The following is a 17,070-nucleotide window of genomic DNA, read 5'->3' as shown; positions in this document are numbered from 1 at the left end:
TTTAGTATATATTCTACTTCCGACGCCATTTTTCTAGGGCTTTCGCCACATCGTCACGAATGCTGTCGCTCAGCATCCGCCTCGATCCGGTATTCGACTCGTCCGTCTGCTTGCGAATGTAACGCTGCATATTATCGAGCCGCAGGAGCAGCTCGTTGGCCGAAATCCGGAGCGCGCCTCCTCCGAAAGACACCTGCTGTTCCGCGGCATCCGACGTTGCGACCGTAATGTCCCGATAGTTTTCCCGGATTTCATAGACCAGCCGCTCAATTCGAGCATCGGCTGTCTCCCCGGCATCGGTGAAAATGATCTCGATGCCCGCCCGCCGCTCGGAGACACTGGGACCCCGGCGATGTTGTGCATCATAAACAACGATGACGTCTTCGTCATAAACCGCACGATACTGTGCGAGTTGGTCTTCTAGGTCCCGTCTGGCCGTCTCCAAATCTGCTATTTTTGCAAGAGAAGACCCAGCCTTCCGCGCAACCACGTTGTAACCGTCGACTATCGTGCAACGTTGCCCCTTGCCTTTATGTCCTCTGGCGGACGACTTCATATAGCATGACCCCCGCCGCGACAGACGCATTTAAGCTCTGAACTCGTCCTAAAATTGGAATCGTCACTAAGAAGTCGCAGTGCTCTTTGACAAGACGGTGCATGCCGACGCCCTCCGAACCGATGACGATGACCGTTTTTTGCTTGTAATCAACGTCCACCATCCGGTTATCCGCATCCAGTGCTGTACCGACGACCCAATAGCCGGCTTCCTTCAATTCATCCAGAGCCTGTGTAATGTTGGCAACGCGAGCGATCGGCAGATACTCCAACGCTCCGGCGGCTGCCTTCGCAACCGTCTCGGTCAACGGGGCAGCTCTATGTCGGCCGATGACCACTCCCTGTGCCCCCGCAGCTTCCGCCGTTCGCACAATGGCACCTAGGTTGTGCGGATCAGTCACGCCATCCAACACGACGATAAGCGGGGCATGACCGGTCTCCCTCGCCACGATGTCTTCGAGTTCGGCATACGCATACGGTGCAACATACGCAGCGACGCCTTGGTGCGTGGAACCGGCGATGGTATCCAAGCGTGTCCGCGGAACAAACTGAACGACGACCCCCCGTTCCTTCGCGCGTGCGATAATGGGCTGCATGCCATCCGTCGATCCTTCCGCAATCATCACTTTATTAATTGGACGTCCCTCTTGCAGAGCCGTTGCCACAGGATGCCGACCTTTGAGAATCTGTGTTTCTGTCTGTTCCTCCACTTCGGCCGGCCTCGATTCCCGATCCGGCCGACGTCGCTGCTTTTCTCCTCTATCTGTCCTTCGTCTCATTTCTGCGACTCCTTTTCTGGATCATCCAAGTACTGAAGGGCCATCGACACAATTTCCTCCAGTCGATCACGCTGCCCTGTTCCATGCAGATAACCAATGAGCGATTCGAACGCCGTACTGTGCCGGTATACGAGCACATCGACGTTGCGGCGGACGTGCGCCGACTTCGCGTTTCTGCCGCGTCGGACAATGGCCGCTTCAGCATCTGTGAGCGCTGGCATGAGAGCGGACAGGGCACTTGCTTGGGCGCGAGCACTGACATACTTCGTACATAGTTTGTGCAAGTCGTTCGGCTTTCGAACCCCTTTATTGAGGCAGTGCTGTCTCGCATAAATCTCCCAGATGGCGTCGCCAACGAACGCGAGTCCCACCGACGAAAGTTCTTCCGCTTTCCACTCTTGCTTCATTCCGCAAAACTCCAGCGCGTGCCTTGCGGTGTGTCCTCCAAGATAATCCCGCGGTGTTTCAACTCATCCCGAATCTCATCTGCACGACCAAAATTACGGTTCTTGCGCGCCTGAATTCGTTCCTCAATCAGCTCCGCAACCTCTTCTTCCAGAGTCTGCACTTGCTTTTCCGGAATACCGATAACAGACATCAGCTCAACAACCACTCGGCGATATCCCTCCAGATCTGCGATGGTCATATCCGTTTCATTCAATCGCGAGTTGATCTGGCGTACCCCTTCAAAAATGGCTGAAATTCCGTCCGCGGTGTTAAAATCGTCATCCATGGCCGTGACAAACTCGGTACGAATCCGCTCAATATCGGAAGCAACCGTGTCTCGCGGACCTGTTCCTTGCACAGACACGATATCTTGGATCTCTTTGAGAGCCGATATACGATGGTCGATACTTTGAACAAGTCGATCAATCCGAAGCAAACCCTGCTCAGCTTGGACCAGTGCTTCTTCCGTGTAATTTAATGGATGACGATAGTGCGCGCTGAGCAGGAAAAATCGAATCGTCCGCGGGTCTTGGCGCTCAAGCAGATCGCGAGTCATGATGAAGTTCCCAGTGGATTTGGACATTTTCTCACCGTTGATGTTAAGCGTTCCGTTGTGTAACCAGTACCTTGCAAACACTTCACCTGAATGCGCTTCGCTCTGAGCGATCTCGTTTTCATGATGAGGGAAAATGAGGTCACGACCCCCTGCATGGATATCGATTTCCTCGCCCAAATATAAAGCGTTCATGACAGAGCATTCGATATGCCAGCCTGGGCGGCCAGGTCCCCACGGGCTCTCCCAGAATTCCTCGCCGGGCTTGACGGCCTTCCAGAGTGCGAAGTCGGTCGGATCGTCCTTCTCTTCTTGCACATCGACTCTAAAGCCTGCCCGCATATCCTCCGGCGACTGGTGAGAAAGCTTACCGTACTCGTCGAATGATGATGTGTCAAAATAAACATTGCCGTTCCGTTCGTAGGCGTGTCCACCCTTGATCAGGTCATCGATATACTGGATGATCTCGGGAATGCATTCCGTTACTCGCGGATGCACGGTTGCAGGCTGAATGTACAGCGCGGCCGCGTCGTCGAAGTAGTCTTGAATGTTCTTCTCCGCCAGTTCCCGAGGACTGATACCGAGTTCATTTGCCCGTTGAATAATCCGATCATCGACATCCGTGAAATTCTGCACAAACCGAACCTCATAACCCCGATACTCCAGGTAACGACGAATGGTATCAAACGAAATAAACATTCTCGCATTGCCAAGGTGAAAGTAGTTATACACGGTCGGGCCGCAGGCGTAAAAGCGAATTTTGCCAGGCTCAATCGTCTGAAGTTCTTCTTTCTTCCCCGACATACTGTTGTAGAGGACAATCGCCACAATTCCTCATCCTTCCATTGCCTTTTGGTTCTTCTTCATCAAATGCGCCGGAACTGGCGGGCTTGCCACGTAAAAAAACACCGTCTCCATTCAGAGACGGTGTTCCCGCGGTTCCACTCTGGTTGACTCACTCCCGCAAACCAGGTTTATGAGTCCACTTGACGCATGTAACGGTGCCACCGTCGGACTTTACTAAGCCGCCACGCACCAGTCGTGGTTGGGGCTGTTCTTTCCGATATATTCAGCAGGCGCACGTACCGATGCAGCCCATGTGACCACTTACAGCCTGGGTTCCTCCAGGTGGACACTCTCTGTGATGGACGTTTGCACAAGTCCTCCTGCCACGTTCATATGTTTAATTTGTTTATCACCATTATGACGTTAATGATAGGGCTCTTGCAAGTCGATCAAGAACCCATTCACGGGGCAACAGTGCGATAGTCCGTTGCAAATCGGGACCGTGAACTGCACCAGTAACGGCAGCGCGAACCGGCATGAACAGAGCACGACCTTTGACACCCTTGTCTTTCTGAATCTGTTTAAAACGGGCGCGACTCGCATCCGCCGTCCACTCCTGATCCTCTCGTGCCAGCGACAAGTAAGCTTCGACGACGGCTCTTGCTGCTTCGTCTTGAAGTATCGTTTGTGCCTCTTCCTCAAACGATACACTCGGCGTGAAAAAACCCTCCGATAGTCTGAGAAAATCGGCAGCACAAGCCATCTGGTCTTGGTAAAGCGACACGACTTCCTGCAACCAGTTGGCAGACGTAGCGGCCGGGACTCGGCGCTCTGCCCGTTCCAACTGTTGCTCAACCATGTCCGTTGCCGTCTCTAGAGGCAAAGCCTTGAAATATTGGTTTGCCATCCAGTTGAGTTTGTCAACGTCGAAGACGGCGCCCGCCTTGCTGACACGAGCGAGATCGAACTGGCTGCAGAGCGCTTCGAGATCAAATAACTCCTCTTCGCCCTCTGGTGACCAACCGAGCAGTGCCAGAAAGTTAATGATGGCGTGTGGAACATAACCAAGTGCCTCGTACTGCTGAATTGGAAGCACGTTCGGGTCGCGTTTGCTCAGTTTTTTTCGGTTGTGATCGAGAACGATAGGCAAGTGAGCAAACTTCGGCACAGCAAAACCAAACGCGTGGTATACAAGCAATTGCCGAGGCGTGTTCGACAAATGTTCCTCCGCGCGAATGACGTGAGTAATTTCCATAGCCGCATCGTCAACCACCACTTGGAAGTTGTATGTCGGGATCCCGTTTGATTTGACAATGACGAAGTCCCCAATGTCATCCGTTTGGAATGTCACTTGGCCGCGAATGATGTCGTCCACAACGAGTTCCTCGCCCGCAGGGACGTGGAAGCGAATGCTGTAAGACTCGCCAGAAGCCATTTTCGCTTCCCGTTCTTCGTGGGAAAGTGCGTAACACTTCCCGCTGTACCTAGGCACCCGTCCTTCGCGCTCCGCTGCTTCACGCTCTGCTGCCAATTCCTCGTCGCTGCAAAAACAGGGATAAGCGATGCCTTTGGCGAGCAGTTGTGTGACGTGATCGCGATATAGATCCAATCGCTCCATACATCGATACGGAGCGTGCGGACCACCGACATCGAAACCTTCATCCCACTCTACACCGAGCCACCGGAACCCTTCGAGGAACTGCAATTCGGCACCCTCAATGTTGCGATTGGTGTCCGTATCCTCAATGCGTAAGATGAGTTTTCCGCCATGGCGACGAGCGAAAAGGAAGTTAAAGAGTGCAGTGCGCACACTGCCAATATGTAAATGTCCTGTTGGACTTGGAGCAAACCGAACGCGAACAGTCATTTTTGATGATACTCCTTCAAATTAAAGTCTTAATACGAGGTTCCTCTGTGGGAGTGAAAACGGGACACGCTTATGATACGCGTCACACGACATTCGAAACCAACAGCACGACAGCCTGTGCCGCGATACCCTCACGTCGGCCAACGAAACCAAGTGTCTCCATTGTCGTCGCCTTGACGGATATCTGGCCGGTGTTCGCTTCACATGCGCTGGCTATACGCTCCCGCATTTTGCCCACGTGGGGAGTCAATTTTGGTGCCTCCGCCAACACCATGACGTCGAGGTTGCCCAACTTGTACCCCTGACTGGTCACGAGTGTCCACACGCGCTGCAAGAGTGCGTAACTGTCGGCATCCTTGTAGCGACTGTCCGTGTTGGGGAAGTGCTGACCGATGTCTCCCAACGCAAGGGCGCCAAGCATGGCATCCATCACCGCATGTAGCACGACATCGGCATCTGAATGACCTAAGAGCCCAAACTCAGCGGGTATCTGCACGCCGCCCAGCACCAATGGACGATCCGGCGCAACTTCGTGTACGTCAAATCCAAATCCAATTCTCATATCAAATCTCGTTCCCCCACAATTTGCTTGCCAACCAATTTGCGTAGTCTAAATCAGCTGGCGTCGTGACCTTCCCGTTGTAACGAGTTGACTCGACACACGTGACGGGAATCCCCAATTCCTCAAGCAATGCGCTGTCGTCCGTTGGTGTTGTGTCCAATTTGGCGTCAAAATAGGCTCTGCGAACAATATCTCCCCGAATGACCTGTGGTGTCTCTGCAAGAAAGAGCTTCTCTCGGGGAATGGTCTTCTCAACCATGTCCTGCTCGACCCATTTAACAGTGTCGCGACAAAACCGACCAAGGATGGCAGCACCATGCTCGGACGCGCGTGCAAACGCTCGACGGATGTCGTCCGATGCAACAAAGGGACGAGCTGCATCGTGAACAGCGACGAGGACACTGTTGGGATCCACCCTCTTGTCTTTAACGATGTCCCAAATTCGACGAATCCCTGCAACAACGGATTCGTGCCGCGTGTCACCCCCTACGACCAGATGACATCGACTCGCCCATTCCATACTCCGCAGTTCAGCGGCGAAAGCGCCGTGGTCTTCCTTGCTGGTCACGACGACTGTACACTCTACACCGCCCGTAAACATGGCGCCCGTAGACCGAATCCACATGGGCCTTCCAGCTAAGTCCATAAACTGCTTTTTAAACCCCATTCGCCTTCCTTGCCCCGCTGCAACCACAACCGCAAAAAACATGTGCGCCAACCTTTCCCCGAGGTGGACCCGTAACTTCGCAAAACAGGACCGGCTTGGCGCCGGTCCTGTTACAAGTGTCATTGTGGACTGCGTCCTCTATGAAACACGGGTGTTCACAAGAATCGAACACAACTGTCACAATGCCTTCTCAAGCAACTTCGGCTTTGCAAATATCATGCGTCCTGCCGATGTTTGAAGCACGCTGGTAACCAAGACGGTCAACATACCACCGATATACTCGCGACCACCTTCAATGACGATCATCGTCCCGTCATCTAGGTAGGCAACACCTTGATTATACTCTTTTCCGTCTTTGATAACTTGTACGTGCAACTCCTCCCCAGGAAGCACAATGGGCTTCAGGGCATTTGCAAGGTCGTTAATGTTTAGGACAGACACACCCTGCAACTCACACACTTTGTTCAAGTTAAAGTCATTCGTCATGACTTTACCGCTCATCTTTTTAGCAAGTCTCACGAGCTTTGAATCCACTTCTTGAATGTCCTCGAAATCGATCTCGACGATTTGCACAGGCGCCTTCAATTCCTTTTGGATCCGATTGAGCACGTCCAATCCGCGGCGTCCCCGATTGCGCTTAAGGACATCCGATGAGTCAGCGATGTGCTGCAACTCCTCCAGCACAAATGATGGAATGATGAGCGTCCCATCCAAGAAGCCCGTCTCCACTAAATCTGCGATACGACCATCGATAATCACAGATGTGTCTAATAGCTTGGCTTCGCCAGGTCGCATACCGTTGTTTTTGCGATCTTTGTCACCCCGATCCTTCAAAGACAGCTTACCTGCGAAGAGGTTCAGAAGATCCTCCCGCTTGGTGAAACCAATCCGCAAACCGAGGTATGCAAAAAAGATGCTCACAAAAAACTGAACAGGTACGCCAACAACGGGAATCGCCCGGATTTCCGGCGAGAACAGATAGGCGACAACCAGTCCGATGACCATGCCAATCGTGCCCCCGAGAATGTCCGATAGGGGAGCACTCTTTAAGCGCTCTTCCAACCACCGTAAAAGTGCGGAGACATAATTGACCAACGAAATGGTTGCCAAAATGAACAATGCACCACCGATTGCGGCACCAAACCACTTGGACTGAAAAACTGGATTATTGCCGAGATGAAAAACACGAGTGAATAAGTCCGGAGCAAACGTATAGCCAAGGACTACCCCGATTACCGCAAAGAATAAGTGAACCACCTTTTTTATCATAATTCAGTCACCTCCTGTCATTAGTATGGGCATAAGCAGCGTCCTCTTAGTCATGTCATTGACGAATTGCTAGAGGATGGCCAAAATTTTTACTCACGTGCCACCGTACGCGCCATCGTACAACTTTGTAAATATTGGGGTAGTGGTTTTAGTTTAGCATCCTGCCGAAAAAGCGTCAAAACGAAACGGGTCCCATTTGGGACCCGTCACAAATTCTTCTTATAACTGTTAGAGGATTGTCTCAAGCCGACCCTCACATTTTCCGAACGGGATTCGTAGTCTCCATCTCTTCTTTGACTGATTTCAATTGCCTTTGTTGACGTATGGAGTGATACCGAAACCCACGAAACACGCCATAAACGGCATAGACGGCCAAAACTCCAAAAATCAGCCAATCGGCACGAACATACTGAAACCTCAGCGCTAAGAAAATGCCAACGATGAACAGTGGCACAAGAACAATGGACGACTTCGGAATGGCCACTTTTTTGAAGTTTGGATAGCGCACGTTGCTCACCATTAGCAAGGACAACAACAACATCCCAATAGGTAAAATAATGTAGGCCGGATGAAGCACAGGTTTAGATAGGGCCATCGTTGCCAAAATGCCTCCGGCTGCTGTGATCGGTAAGCCAACAAAGAAGTGAGAGGATTTCACTTGAACGTTAAACCTGGCCAACCGAAGCGCGCCACAGATGGGAAACAATATAGCCAGAGCATCACCGGCAAGACCCATGTGATGAAGAATGGCGTTGTACATGATGATGGACGGTGCAACACCAAACGTGACCATGTCGGACAACGAATCAAGTTGCTTGCCAAACTCGCTCTCCGCATGCAGTAGCCGTGCCGCACGACCGTCGAGTCCGTCCAGTAACATGCCGATCACGACAAGCAGGGCGGCTTCATTGAGACGCCCATGTGCCGCAATTAGGGCGGCAACCATTCCAATGATCAAATTCCCCAGGGTTAAGACACTGGGGATTGCCTTGATGAACAATGACAAGACCTCCTATAAACAAGCCAGAAAAAGTAAGTCTCTATTTGCTGTATTCCGACAAGGCTCACAGAACTCTCCTTCAATGAGGCATGGTCGGACACAGCTCTATATATGTCTATCTATAAGTACCTGCTCTTGAATGCGGTGAAGCCCATCTCGAATCATTCTGGCTCGGACTGTGCCTACCCCTTCGACTTCGTCGAGATCGTTGACGTCAGCTGCGAGTATATTGCTGAGCACGCTGAAATGCTCTACGAGGTTCTCGATAACAGGCTGCGGTAATCGGCTAATTTTGTTAAGCACTCGATACCCACGTGAAGGGACGACCTCTTCCAACAGGTTGACGCTCGGCGCATAGCCCATCGCTTTGGCCATGAGCGTCCCATCCAGAAGATCATCCGAAGACATGTTGTGAAACAAAGACAATACTTGATGCGGCGTCATTTCATTCTCAGTGTACAAATAATCCTTTACAAGCAAATAAGCCTGTTCGTCGACATTGGCGACCAATTCATCCAATTGCATACTGACTAAGCGGCCTTCACTACCTAGTTCAGTAATATATCGACGAATTTCCGATTTAATACGCAAAACGGTTTCAAACCGCTGTAGAACGGTCGTCACTTCGTCCAGCGTGACGGCCTCTTCGAACTCGAGCGCACTCAGATCAGTGAGTTCTTGATCCAAGACGGTTTTATATTTCTCCAAAGTTTGCATCGCCTGATTGGCCTTTGTCAAGATAACGCTGATATCACGCAACACATATTTAAACAGGCCCTGGTACAACGTGATCACATTCCGCCGTTGCGAAATACAAACGACCAGTTGACCACTTTCGCGAGCAACGCGCTCTGCAGTACGGTGGCGCGTTCCGGTTTCCGAAGTGGGAATGGTGTGATCCGGATTTAGATTTGTGTTTGCGAACAACACCCTTTTGACGTCATCACTGATGATGATGGCCCCATCCATTTTTGCCAATTCATACAGGTGAGATGGCGTCAACTCACACTGGATGGAGAACCCGCCGTCCATAATCGACAATACCTTCTCGGAGGCACCGACCACGATAAGCCCCCCGGTTTTAGCTCGCAGGATATTCTCAATTCCCTCGCGCAAGATAGACCCCGGAGCAACCATGCGCAGAATTTTGTTAATAGCCACTTCCCGCTTCCCGTCATCTTTCATATCGTCACCTCTAAAACGCCTTTTGCATTGCATCCTGAAGGGACTGGACTGGAACGATCTCGAGTCCTGAAAACGTCTCGCTAACCGTCTGCCCAGCTGGAATCAAACAACGCTTGAACCCCAATTTTTGTGCTTCACGGAGCCGCTCGGCCAAACGCGTCACATTGCGAACTTCTCCCGTCAGTCCCACTTCACCCATGTAAATATCCCCTTGTGTCAGTGGCCTGTCACGGTGACTGGAGACAAGAGCCAAAGCGATGCCCAAGTCCACCGCCGGTTCATCCACCCGGACACCGCCAGCGACATTTACATACGCATCGGATGCCTGCACTTGAAGTCCCAGTCTTCTCTCTAAGACGGCAAGCAGCATGCTCACTCGAGCGTAATCTGCACCCGTTGCCATTCTCCGCGGTGTGCCAAAACCAGTCGGAGCAACGAGGGCTTGAACTTCCAATAACAGCGGCCTCCGTCCTTCCATGGCCGCAACGACTGCGGAACCTGGCACAATCGTTTGGCGTTCAGATAGGAACAGTAAGGATGGGTTAGACACTTCTCGCAACCCATTGTCGTGCATTTCAAACACAGCCAATTCGTTTGTCGATCCAAACCGATTCTTGACCGCACGCAATACTCTATACATATGATGGCGTTCACCTTCGAAGTATAGTACGGCGTCAACCATGTGCTCAAGCATCCGCGGGCCAGCCAGCGCACCGTCCTTCGTGACGTGCCCAACAATGAACGTGGCGATATTTTGCGACTTCGCCACCCGCAGAAGAACGCCAGTACACTCACGTACCTGAGCAACACTTCCAGGTGCCGACGTGAGACTCGGCCGGAACACGGTTTGGATTGAGTCAATAATGAGAAAGTCCGGCTGCAACTGAGCTGCCGCTTCGACCACCAAATCCAAATCGGTCTCCGCCAAAACATATAGCTCTTCCTGAACCGTTCCGAGCCGTTCCGCACGCAATTTAATCTGGCTCGCCGACTCCTCTCCGGATACATACAGCACGCGCTTCTTCTGCGAAGCGATGGAGTTTGATAGTTGTAACAAGAGCGTAGATTTGCCGATACCTGGGTCTCCCCCAATCAGTACGAGCGATCCCGGCACCACACCCCCACCGAGCACAAAGTCACACTCCGTAAGTCCCGTATGAATACGTTGTTCCGTTTGAGCTGGGATTGACTGAATCGGTTGGGGCTGCATGCGTGCACCCGATACCGGAAGCGATTTACTGGGCGCCGCGATGGTTTCCTCGACCATCGTGTTCCACTCACCACACCCTGGACAGCGGCCCATCCATTTTATTTCTACATGCCCACATGCTTGGCACACGTATTGTGTCTTTGTCCGTGCCAACGTCCCTCTCTCCTTCTCCGATGTTCCTCTATCCATCATATCGAAGTGTAAAGGCAAGTCTATGACCAATTGAAAAAGGCCACTTAAATCGACGAAAAAGGACTTCGCCGACTTAGTGGCCATGTGATTGCTTTGCAATTGCCCCCATCAGGGGAGTGGCGTGGCTCGCGTGGTTCGGTAGTGGGGCGGGGCAAGGGAACTTCTTTCCCTTAGGCATGTCCCGTCGGAGACGGGCATCGGAATTGGGGAACGGCGTTCCGTTACACGACTAAATTTTAGTCGTCTAGTGCCCGATTTTCTCGTATAAGGTAACCGTGATCCCTTATTTCGAAGCCAACTCAACCTCGACCGGCATAAGCGACCCACGTTCCCCTATCAAACTCTGTGGGCGACCGCGGCCCACCTACCTACCGTCACTCTCCAGAACGGTCGCGCCCCGGGCCCACCGTCCCCACGGGCCGGGCCACCGTATCGCGTCCGATCCGCCACAATTCCACCGTGTCCCGTTCCCACCAGCACCTTCACCGCGAACGATACCTCGGGGGCGCTGGCGGGATAATGACACCGGTATCCAACTCTTCTCCCAGGACTTAAGGGTTGGCAACAGGCGTCGCCTGCTCAATTTTCAAGTGATCGCCTTCGAGCCCAATGAGCACAGAGTTGCCCTTTTTGACCTCACCAGCGAGCAGTGCCTCGGACAACTTATCTTCGATGTGTCGCTGGATCGCCCGTTTGAGTGGGCGGGCGCCGTACTGCGGATCGAAACCTTCTTTAGCCAAGAATGTCTTCGCTTCGTCGGTCAACGTGAACCGGATTTCCTGTTCCTCCAGCCGCTTTTGCAAATCATTCACCATCAAATCGACGATTTGGCCAATTTGGTCTTCATCCAACTGATGGAAGACAATGATCTCGTCGATCCGGTTGATAAACTCCGGACGGAACGTCCGCTTCAGGTCCTGCATGACCTTGTCTTTCATCTCCGTAAACTGACTCGTTGCCTCTGACTTAAAGCCAACACTGCCGCCTTTGCGCAGTTCTTCGGCCCCCACGTTCGACGTCATGATAATGACTGTGTTTCGGAAGTCGACCGTGCGCCCCTTGCCGTCCGTGAGACGCCCGTCGTCGAGGACCTGCAACAGGATGTTGAACACTTCAGGGTGTGCCTTTTCGACTTCGTCCAGCAAGACGACGGAGTACGGCTTGCGGCGCACTTTCTCCGTCAACTGTCCACCCTCGTCGTACCCGACATATCCCGGAGGGGAACCTACAAGACGAGACGTGGAGTGACGTTCCATGAATTCCGACATGTCGATGCGAATCATGGCATCCTCGTCGCCGAAGATGGACTCTGCGAGCGCTCGAGCCAGTTCCGTTTTACCGACGCCTGTTGGGCCGAGGAAGATAAACGATCCGATAGGTCGCTTCGGATCCTTCAAGCCCGCTCTCGCGCGACGGATGGCACGAGAAACCGCTTCGACCGCTTCGTTTTGCCCAATGACCCTGGAGTGAAGAATGTTCTCCATGTTCAAGAGGCGCTCCGACTCCTCTTGCGCCAACTGCTTCACTGGAATACCGGTCCACGATGCGACGACGTGAGCGATATCATCCACTGTGACACGGACATCGTCGTGCTGCTGCGTTTGTTGCCAATGCTCCTTGAGTTGTTCGAGCTCTTGCTTGACCTTCTGCTCCTGGTCACGCAAGTTTGCCGCGAGTTCAAACTCCTGGCCTTGCACAGCGGCATCCTTCTCGCTGCGAACCTTCTCCAGCTTTTGTTCCAGCTCTTTCAAGTTCGGGGGCGCGGTATGTGTGCGCAAGCGAACACGTGACCCCGCTTCGTCGATCAAGTCGATCGCCTTGTCAGGCAAGAAGCGGTCTGAGATATATCGATCCGACAAACGAACAGCCGCTTCCAACGCTTCGTCCGTAATTTTCACGCGGTGGTGCGCCTCGTACCTATCCCGAAGACCGCGCAAGATCTCCAGTGCTTCTTCTGGTGATGGTTGGTCGACCGTGATCGGCTGGAAGCGTCGTTCCAAAGCGGCGTCCTTTTCGATGTGCTTGCGATATTCATCCAGGGTTGTGGCACCGATACATTGTAGTTCACCACGTGCGAGTGCTGGTTTGAGGATGTTCGATGCGTCGATGGCACCCTCTGCACCGCCTGCACCGATGAGTGTGTGCAACTCGTCGATGAAGAGAATGATGTTCCCGGCTTGGCGAATTTCGTCCATGATCTTCTTCAGCCGATCCTCAAACTCACCACGGTACTTCGTCCCAGCGACAACAGTCCCCATGTCGAGAACCATGACACGCTTGTTGCGGAGCGTCTCGGGAATGTCACCGGCGATGATGCGCTGTGCAAGCCCTTCTGCGATAGCAGTTTTACCGACGCCAGGTTCGCCGATGAGCACCGGATTGTTTTTGGTCCTGCGGGAGAGGACCTGAATGACGCGTTCGCACTCATTGGCGCGGCCGATGACGGGATCGAGCTTGCCGTCCCGCGCCATCTGAGTCAAATCCCTCGCGAGGCTGTCAAGCGTGGGCGTGCCTGCCGAGCTGTCCTTGTCGCTTGCCAACTCTGCTGCATCGCCCCCGAGCAGTTGAAGGACCTGTTGGCGCGCCTTGTTAAGGCTGACGTTCATGTTCGCCAGAACGCGTGCTGCAACGCCTTCTCCCTCGCGGATAAGTCCAAGGAGAATGTGTTCAGTACCAACATAAGTATGATTCAGCTTGCGGGCTTCATCGATGGAAAGCTCGATGACCTTCTTTGCCCGTGGTGTGTAAGTCATGGCGCTGACCTGGCCCTGCCCTTGCCCGATGATCCGTTCCACCTCCTGCTGCACTTTGTCGGCTTGAACGCCAAGCATAGACAGCGCGCGGGCAGCGATTCCTTCTCCTTCGCGGACCAGTCCGAGCAAGATGTGCTCCGTTCCCACGCCGGGATGGTTCAGGCGAGTTGCTTCCTCTTGTGCTAGTGCCAGCACCTTTTGTGCTCTCTCAGTAAACCGTGCGTACATTATCCATGCACCTCCGTGTCATCTAATCGAAGACGTTCACGAATTAACGCAGCTCTTCTCACGTCTCGCTCCGTAGCGGACAGTTCGCGAGCAAAGTACTTTTGCAAAAACGCGGGCTGCGTCGTTACCATCAGCTCTTTCAAGATTCCGGAAGACACGCCTTGAATGATCCCCAAGTCGATCCCCAGCCGAACGTCGGACAAACGCTCTAGCGTCTCTTTCGAATCCATTCTTCGAGCGTAGGCTAAAATTCCGAAAGATCTACTTACCCTATCCTCAAGCTGAATTCGATTCCTTTGGAGGAGTTGCTGCCTTGCCGTACGCTCATGTTCAATCAATTGCATGACGACGCTCTGCAAGTTTTGGACGATCTCCTCTTCAGTCTCGCCAAGTGTGATTTGGTTTGATACTTGGAATAGATTCCCGTATGACTCAGAACCTTCTCCGTAGATCCCTCGGACGGCCAGTCCCACCTGAGACACGGCACTCAGCATCCGATTGATGCTCCCCGTGAGGACAAGTCCTGGCAGGTGCATCATGACGGACGCTCGAATTCCCGTACCAACATTCGTTGGGCAAGCGGTCAAGTAGCCATACTTCTCGTGAAACGCGTACGTCAACTTTTGCTCCAATGCATCGTCGATTTGGTTTGCAAGTTCCCATGCTTCCTTCAATTTCAGGCCAGGCATAATGCACTGAACGCGGAGATGATCCTCTTCATTGACCATGATGCTGACGAGTTCATCATTGCGGAGGACCACGGCGCCGTGTTTTTCTTGCTCGGCGAGATCGGGACTGATCAAGTGTTTTTCCACAAACACCTGGCGATCCAACGCTGACAAGTCGCGGCAACGAATCAGCTCAAACACGCCGAGTCCACGCATTGGTTCAGATTGGATGGCCTTATCCACCATTTCGATGATCTCGTTTGCATGGCTATCTGTTTGTAATATCGGGAATGGGTAACCCTGTAAATTCCGAGCCACACGGATACGGCTGGTGAGCACGATGTCGTCCTCTGGACCGCCGTCCTTCATCCAGCGACTCATTGCGCGTTGTAGAAAGTCACTGAGTGACATCCTGCACCCTCCTAACTATCCGAGTTCTGCTCAAAGGCCCGGATTTCATCCCGCAGCTCAGCAGCTCGCTCAAAGTTCTCATTTGAGACCGCCTGTTGCAGTTCTCGTTTAAGCGCTTCAAGTTTTCTCTGTTGATTGATTTGGTCACCGGATTTCACCGGTACTTTACCAGTATGTGTCCCCGCCGTTTGTATGCGCCGCAATAGCGGTTCCAGACGACTGGAAAAGTTATCGTAACAGTCCGGACAACCGAACCGTCCAATTTGCGTAAACTGATTGTACGTCATACCGCAAGTTGCGCAGCGCAGATTTCCTGTTTGCACAGGTGCGTAGCCTGATGACGACTCCATATTTAAGAGGCCACTCAATAGCTTATTGAAGTCGAACGCATTCCCCGCTACAAACGGATTGAGAATTTCCCCTTGCTCTTTCGCGCACTGCTCACAAAGATGGTATCCCGTCTTTTCACCGTTCACGATTTTCGTCACATGCACTGTTGCCGGACGCTCATGACATCGTTCACAGATCATTTCAAAGGCACCTCCGCCCCGTCTTGGCTCACTCTTCGTGGGTCGCGAGCACTTGGATGGCCGCGAACAAAAGCCTTGCACGAAGTCTGTCCCGAAGCGGTAAATCAACATTCAGGACCTCTCGACGCAGCATATTGTTCAGTAAAACTGCCTCACGATGCGTGATCCAGTGTTCCCGCATGAGCCTTTCTAAAAGTGCTTCCGCCCCTGACTGGCTCATTTCCGGACTCCAGTTTCGAAGCAACTGTAGCAAAGTATGCTCGGGGTCCAACTTAATTTCGCGGATGCGAATGTACCCACCTCCACCACGTTTTGATTCCACGACGTAACCGTGATCGGTGGTAAAGCGGGTGCTGATGACGTAATTGATCTGCGATGGCACACAGTGAAACAACTCCGCCAACTCGCTCCGCTGAATTTCGACAACACCCAAGCCACTTTCTTCCAAAATACGTTTTAAGTACTGTTCGATCACATCAGATATGTTGTTTGGCATGGCTGATTACTCCCATCCTTCGGCAGCACCGCCCTCTGACTTTCACTTTTATTGACTTTGACTTTTGCTGACCATTATACACGTATGTAAGTGGAACGCAAGTGGAACCACCCATTCGTTGAAAAACAAACGTTTTCACGTTAAACTTTTCCCAACATGGGCGCGTTCCATGTCTCAACACGCGCCGTAGCTGTGTCATCATCTGCCCAGAGAAAGGAGCCCGGCGATGTCATCCAACAAACAGAACGAAATAGCGCTCGCCGCGGTGAAACTATTTGAACAAAAAGGCTATCGCGCAACGTCCGTACAGGATATCGCAGACGCCGTGGGACTCCAAAAGGGAAGTCTATATCACTACATCGCCTCAAAAGAGGACTTACTTATGCAGATTGCCCACCAAGCCATTCTGCAATTCAATGAACAACTAGAAGAAATTCTTGCAAAAGAGGATACCGCACGAGGGAAACTCGAGCAAATGATCCGCACACACCTGATCATGTCTATCGACAACCTTGAAACGACGACCGTTTTGTGGCGTGAAGCCTTTTCGCTCGGGGAAGGGCCCCAGGAAGTCATTCAAGGAATGACAGACAAGTATTTGAATCTCGTTGCGGATATTTTAAGAAGCGGAACAGAGACTGGAGAATTCAATGTTACCCACCCAAGAATCACGGCACTTGCCATTCTCGGTGCCTGCAACTGGGTGTACCGTTGGTATCACCCTTCGGGTACCTTAACCGCGGAAGAAATCGCGGACATTTTTAGCAAACTCTTTCTCGACGGACTTTTGGCGCACTGACGAGTTAGCAAGGGCGCGGTGAAGGCGGTGTGGGCGGAGGCCAGGGGTGGGGCCGGGCGCGGTGAAGACGGCCGGGTCGCACGCGGGCGAAGGCCGATGGGGCCGGGCGGTAA

Annotated in this window: 16 protein-coding genes; 1 reads left to right on the top strand and 15 read right to left on the bottom strand. The window is 52.6% G+C overall.

The genetic code is table 11. The features are described from left to right. Positions 1 to 13 precede the first annotated feature (13 nt). The 15 genes from NZD86_RS02205 to NZD86_RS02135 all read right to left on the bottom strand — a co-directional run bounded on the left by NZD86_RS02205 (position 14) and on the right by NZD86_RS02135 (position 16,158). On the bottom strand, positions 14 to 556 hold the full coding sequence (locus NZD86_RS02205) for an NYN domain-containing protein (protein ID WP_268044858.1): 543 nt from the start codon (positions 554 to 556) through the stop codon (positions 14 to 16). Then, entirely contained in the window at positions 531 to 1,334 is an 804-nt protein-coding gene (gene rlmB, locus NZD86_RS02200) for a 23S rRNA (guanosine(2251)-2'-O)-methyltransferase RlmB (RefSeq protein ID WP_268044857.1), read from the bottom strand. The genes NZD86_RS02205 and rlmB overlap by 26 nt, the downstream gene beginning before the upstream one ends. Further along, positions 1,331 to 1,741: a Mini-ribonuclease 3 gene (locus NZD86_RS02195; protein ID WP_268044856.1), complete on the bottom strand. Its 411-nt coding sequence runs from the start codon at positions 1,739 to 1,741 to the stop codon at positions 1,331 to 1,333. Before NZD86_RS02195 ends, rlmB begins: the two co-directional genes overlap by 4 nt. Further along, positions 1,738 to 3,162 (bottom strand): cysteine--tRNA ligase, encoded by a 1,425-nt coding sequence (gene cysS / locus NZD86_RS02190; protein ID WP_407655203.1) that lies wholly within the window; start codon positions 3,160 to 3,162, stop codon positions 1,738 to 1,740. Before cysS ends, NZD86_RS02195 begins: the two co-directional genes overlap by 4 nt. 373 nt (positions 3,163 to 3,535) lie before the next feature. Further along, entirely contained in the window at positions 3,536 to 4,987 is a 1,452-nt protein-coding gene (gene gltX / locus NZD86_RS02185) for a glutamate--tRNA ligase (protein ID WP_268044855.1), read from the bottom strand. A gap of 82 nt (positions 4,988 to 5,069) precedes the next feature. Next, the gene (gene ispF / locus NZD86_RS02180) at positions 5,070 to 5,549 is read right to left on the bottom strand and encodes a 2-C-methyl-D-erythritol 2,4-cyclodiphosphate synthase (protein ID WP_268044854.1); all 480 of its coding nucleotides are present in this window, start codon (positions 5,547 to 5,549) and stop codon (positions 5,070 to 5,072) included. Position 5,550: 1 nt separating this feature from the next. Then, entirely contained in the window at positions 5,551 to 6,258 is a 708-nt protein-coding gene (locus NZD86_RS02175) for an IspD/TarI family cytidylyltransferase (RefSeq protein ID WP_268044851.1), read from the bottom strand. Between the two features lie 135 nt (positions 6,259 to 6,393). Then, on the bottom strand, positions 6,394 to 7,485 hold the full coding sequence (locus NZD86_RS02170; RefSeq protein ID WP_268044850.1) for a PIN/TRAM domain-containing protein: 1,092 nt from the start codon (positions 7,483 to 7,485) through the stop codon (positions 6,394 to 6,396). Between the two features lie 253 nt (positions 7,486 to 7,738). Then, positions 7,739 to 8,485 carry a CDP-diacylglycerol--serine O-phosphatidyltransferase gene (gene pssA / locus NZD86_RS02165; protein ID WP_268044849.1) on the bottom strand — a complete coding sequence of 249 codons (747 nt, stop codon included), beginning with the start codon at positions 8,483 to 8,485 and terminating at the stop codon, positions 7,739 to 7,741. A 105-nt stretch (positions 8,486 to 8,590) separates the two neighbouring features. Beyond that, positions 8,591 to 9,670, bottom strand: a complete 1,080-nt coding sequence (disA, locus tag NZD86_RS02160) for a DNA integrity scanning diadenylate cyclase DisA (protein WP_268044848.1) — start codon at positions 9,668 to 9,670, stop codon at positions 8,591 to 8,593. Positions 9,671 to 9,680: 10 nt separating this feature from the next. Further along, positions 9,681 to 11,069, bottom strand: a complete 1,389-nt coding sequence (gene radA, locus NZD86_RS02155) for a DNA repair protein RadA (RefSeq protein WP_407655233.1) — start codon at positions 11,067 to 11,069, stop codon at positions 9,681 to 9,683. A 554-nt stretch (positions 11,070 to 11,623) separates the two neighbouring features. Continuing rightward, a complete protein-coding gene (locus NZD86_RS02150; RefSeq protein WP_268046757.1) occupies positions 11,624 to 14,056 on the bottom strand; it encodes an ATP-dependent Clp protease ATP-binding subunit in 2,433 nt (810 codons plus the stop codon). Beyond that, a complete protein-coding gene (locus tag NZD86_RS02145; protein ID WP_268044847.1) occupies positions 14,053 to 15,132 on the bottom strand; it encodes a protein-arginine kinase McsB in 1,080 nt (359 codons plus the stop codon). Before NZD86_RS02145 ends, NZD86_RS02150 begins: the two co-directional genes overlap by 4 nt. 11 nt (positions 15,133 to 15,143) lie before the next feature. Beyond that, positions 15,144 to 15,662, bottom strand: coding sequence for a UvrB/UvrC motif-containing protein (locus NZD86_RS02140; RefSeq protein WP_268044846.1), 519 nt, complete (start codon positions 15,660 to 15,662; stop codon positions 15,144 to 15,146). A gap of 28 nt (positions 15,663 to 15,690) precedes the next feature. After that, entirely contained in the window at positions 15,691 to 16,158 is a 468-nt protein-coding gene (locus NZD86_RS02135) for a CtsR family transcriptional regulator (protein ID WP_268044845.1), read from the bottom strand. 226 nt (positions 16,159 to 16,384) lie between these two features. Here NZD86_RS02135 and NZD86_RS02130 point away from each other — a divergent pair, with 226 nt between their 5' ends. After that, entirely contained in the window at positions 16,385 to 16,957 is a 573-nt protein-coding gene (locus NZD86_RS02130; protein ID WP_268044844.1) for a TetR/AcrR family transcriptional regulator, read from the top strand. Positions 16,958 to 17,070: the final 113 nt, after the last annotated feature.

Source organism: Alicyclobacillus dauci (genome assembly GCF_026651605.1).
Classification (GTDB): Bacteria; Bacillota; Bacilli; order Alicyclobacillales; family Alicyclobacillaceae; genus Alicyclobacillus; species Alicyclobacillus dauci.
Note: the sequence above shows the minus strand (reverse complement) of the source record. Positions and strands in the feature narration are given on the sequence as shown.

Bases quoted from the DNA above. Each gene is read 5' to 3' on its own strand.
- NZD86_RS02205 (WP_268044858.1), bottom strand. From the start codon at position 556: ATGAAGTCGTCCGCCAGAGGACATAAAGGCAAGGGGCAACGTTGCACG.
- NZD86_RS02135 (WP_268044845.1), bottom strand. From the start codon at position 16,158: ATGCCAAACAACATATCTGATGTGATCGAACAGTACTTAAAACGTATT.
- NZD86_RS02130 (WP_268044844.1), top strand. From the start codon at position 16,385: ATGTCATCCAACAAACAGAACGAAATAGCGCTCGCCGCGGTGAAACTA.
- NZD86_RS02195 (WP_268044856.1), bottom strand. From the start codon at position 1,741: ATGAAGCAAGAGTGGAAAGCGGAAGAACTTTCGTCGGTGGGACTCGCG.
- gltX (WP_268044855.1), bottom strand. From the start codon at position 4,987: ATGACTGTTCGCGTTCGGTTTGCTCCAAGTCCAACAGGACATTTACAT.
- NZD86_RS02175 (WP_268044851.1), bottom strand. From the start codon at position 6,258: ATGTTTTTTGCGGTTGTGGTTGCAGCGGGGCAAGGAAGGCGAATGGGG.
- rlmB (WP_268044857.1), bottom strand. From the start codon at position 1,334: ATGAGACGAAGGACAGATAGAGGAGAAAAGCAGCGACGTCGGCCGGAT.
- radA (WP_407655233.1), bottom strand. From the start codon at position 11,069: ATGGATAGAGGAACATCGGAGAAGGAGAGAGGGACGTTGGCACGGACA.
- NZD86_RS02170 (WP_268044850.1), bottom strand. From the start codon at position 7,485: ATGATAAAAAAGGTGGTTCACTTATTCTTTGCGGTAATCGGGGTAGTC.
- ispF (WP_268044854.1), bottom strand. From the start codon at position 5,549: ATGAGAATTGGATTTGGATTTGACGTACACGAAGTTGCGCCGGATCGT.
- NZD86_RS02145 (WP_268044847.1), bottom strand. From the start codon at position 15,132: ATGTCACTCAGTGACTTTCTACAACGCGCAATGAGTCGCTGGATGAAG.
- disA (WP_268044848.1), bottom strand. From the start codon at position 9,670: ATGAAAGATGACGGGAAGCGGGAAGTGGCTATTAACAAAATTCTGCGC.
- NZD86_RS02140 (WP_268044846.1), bottom strand. From the start codon at position 15,662: ATGATCTGTGAACGATGTCATGAGCGTCCGGCAACAGTGCATGTGACG.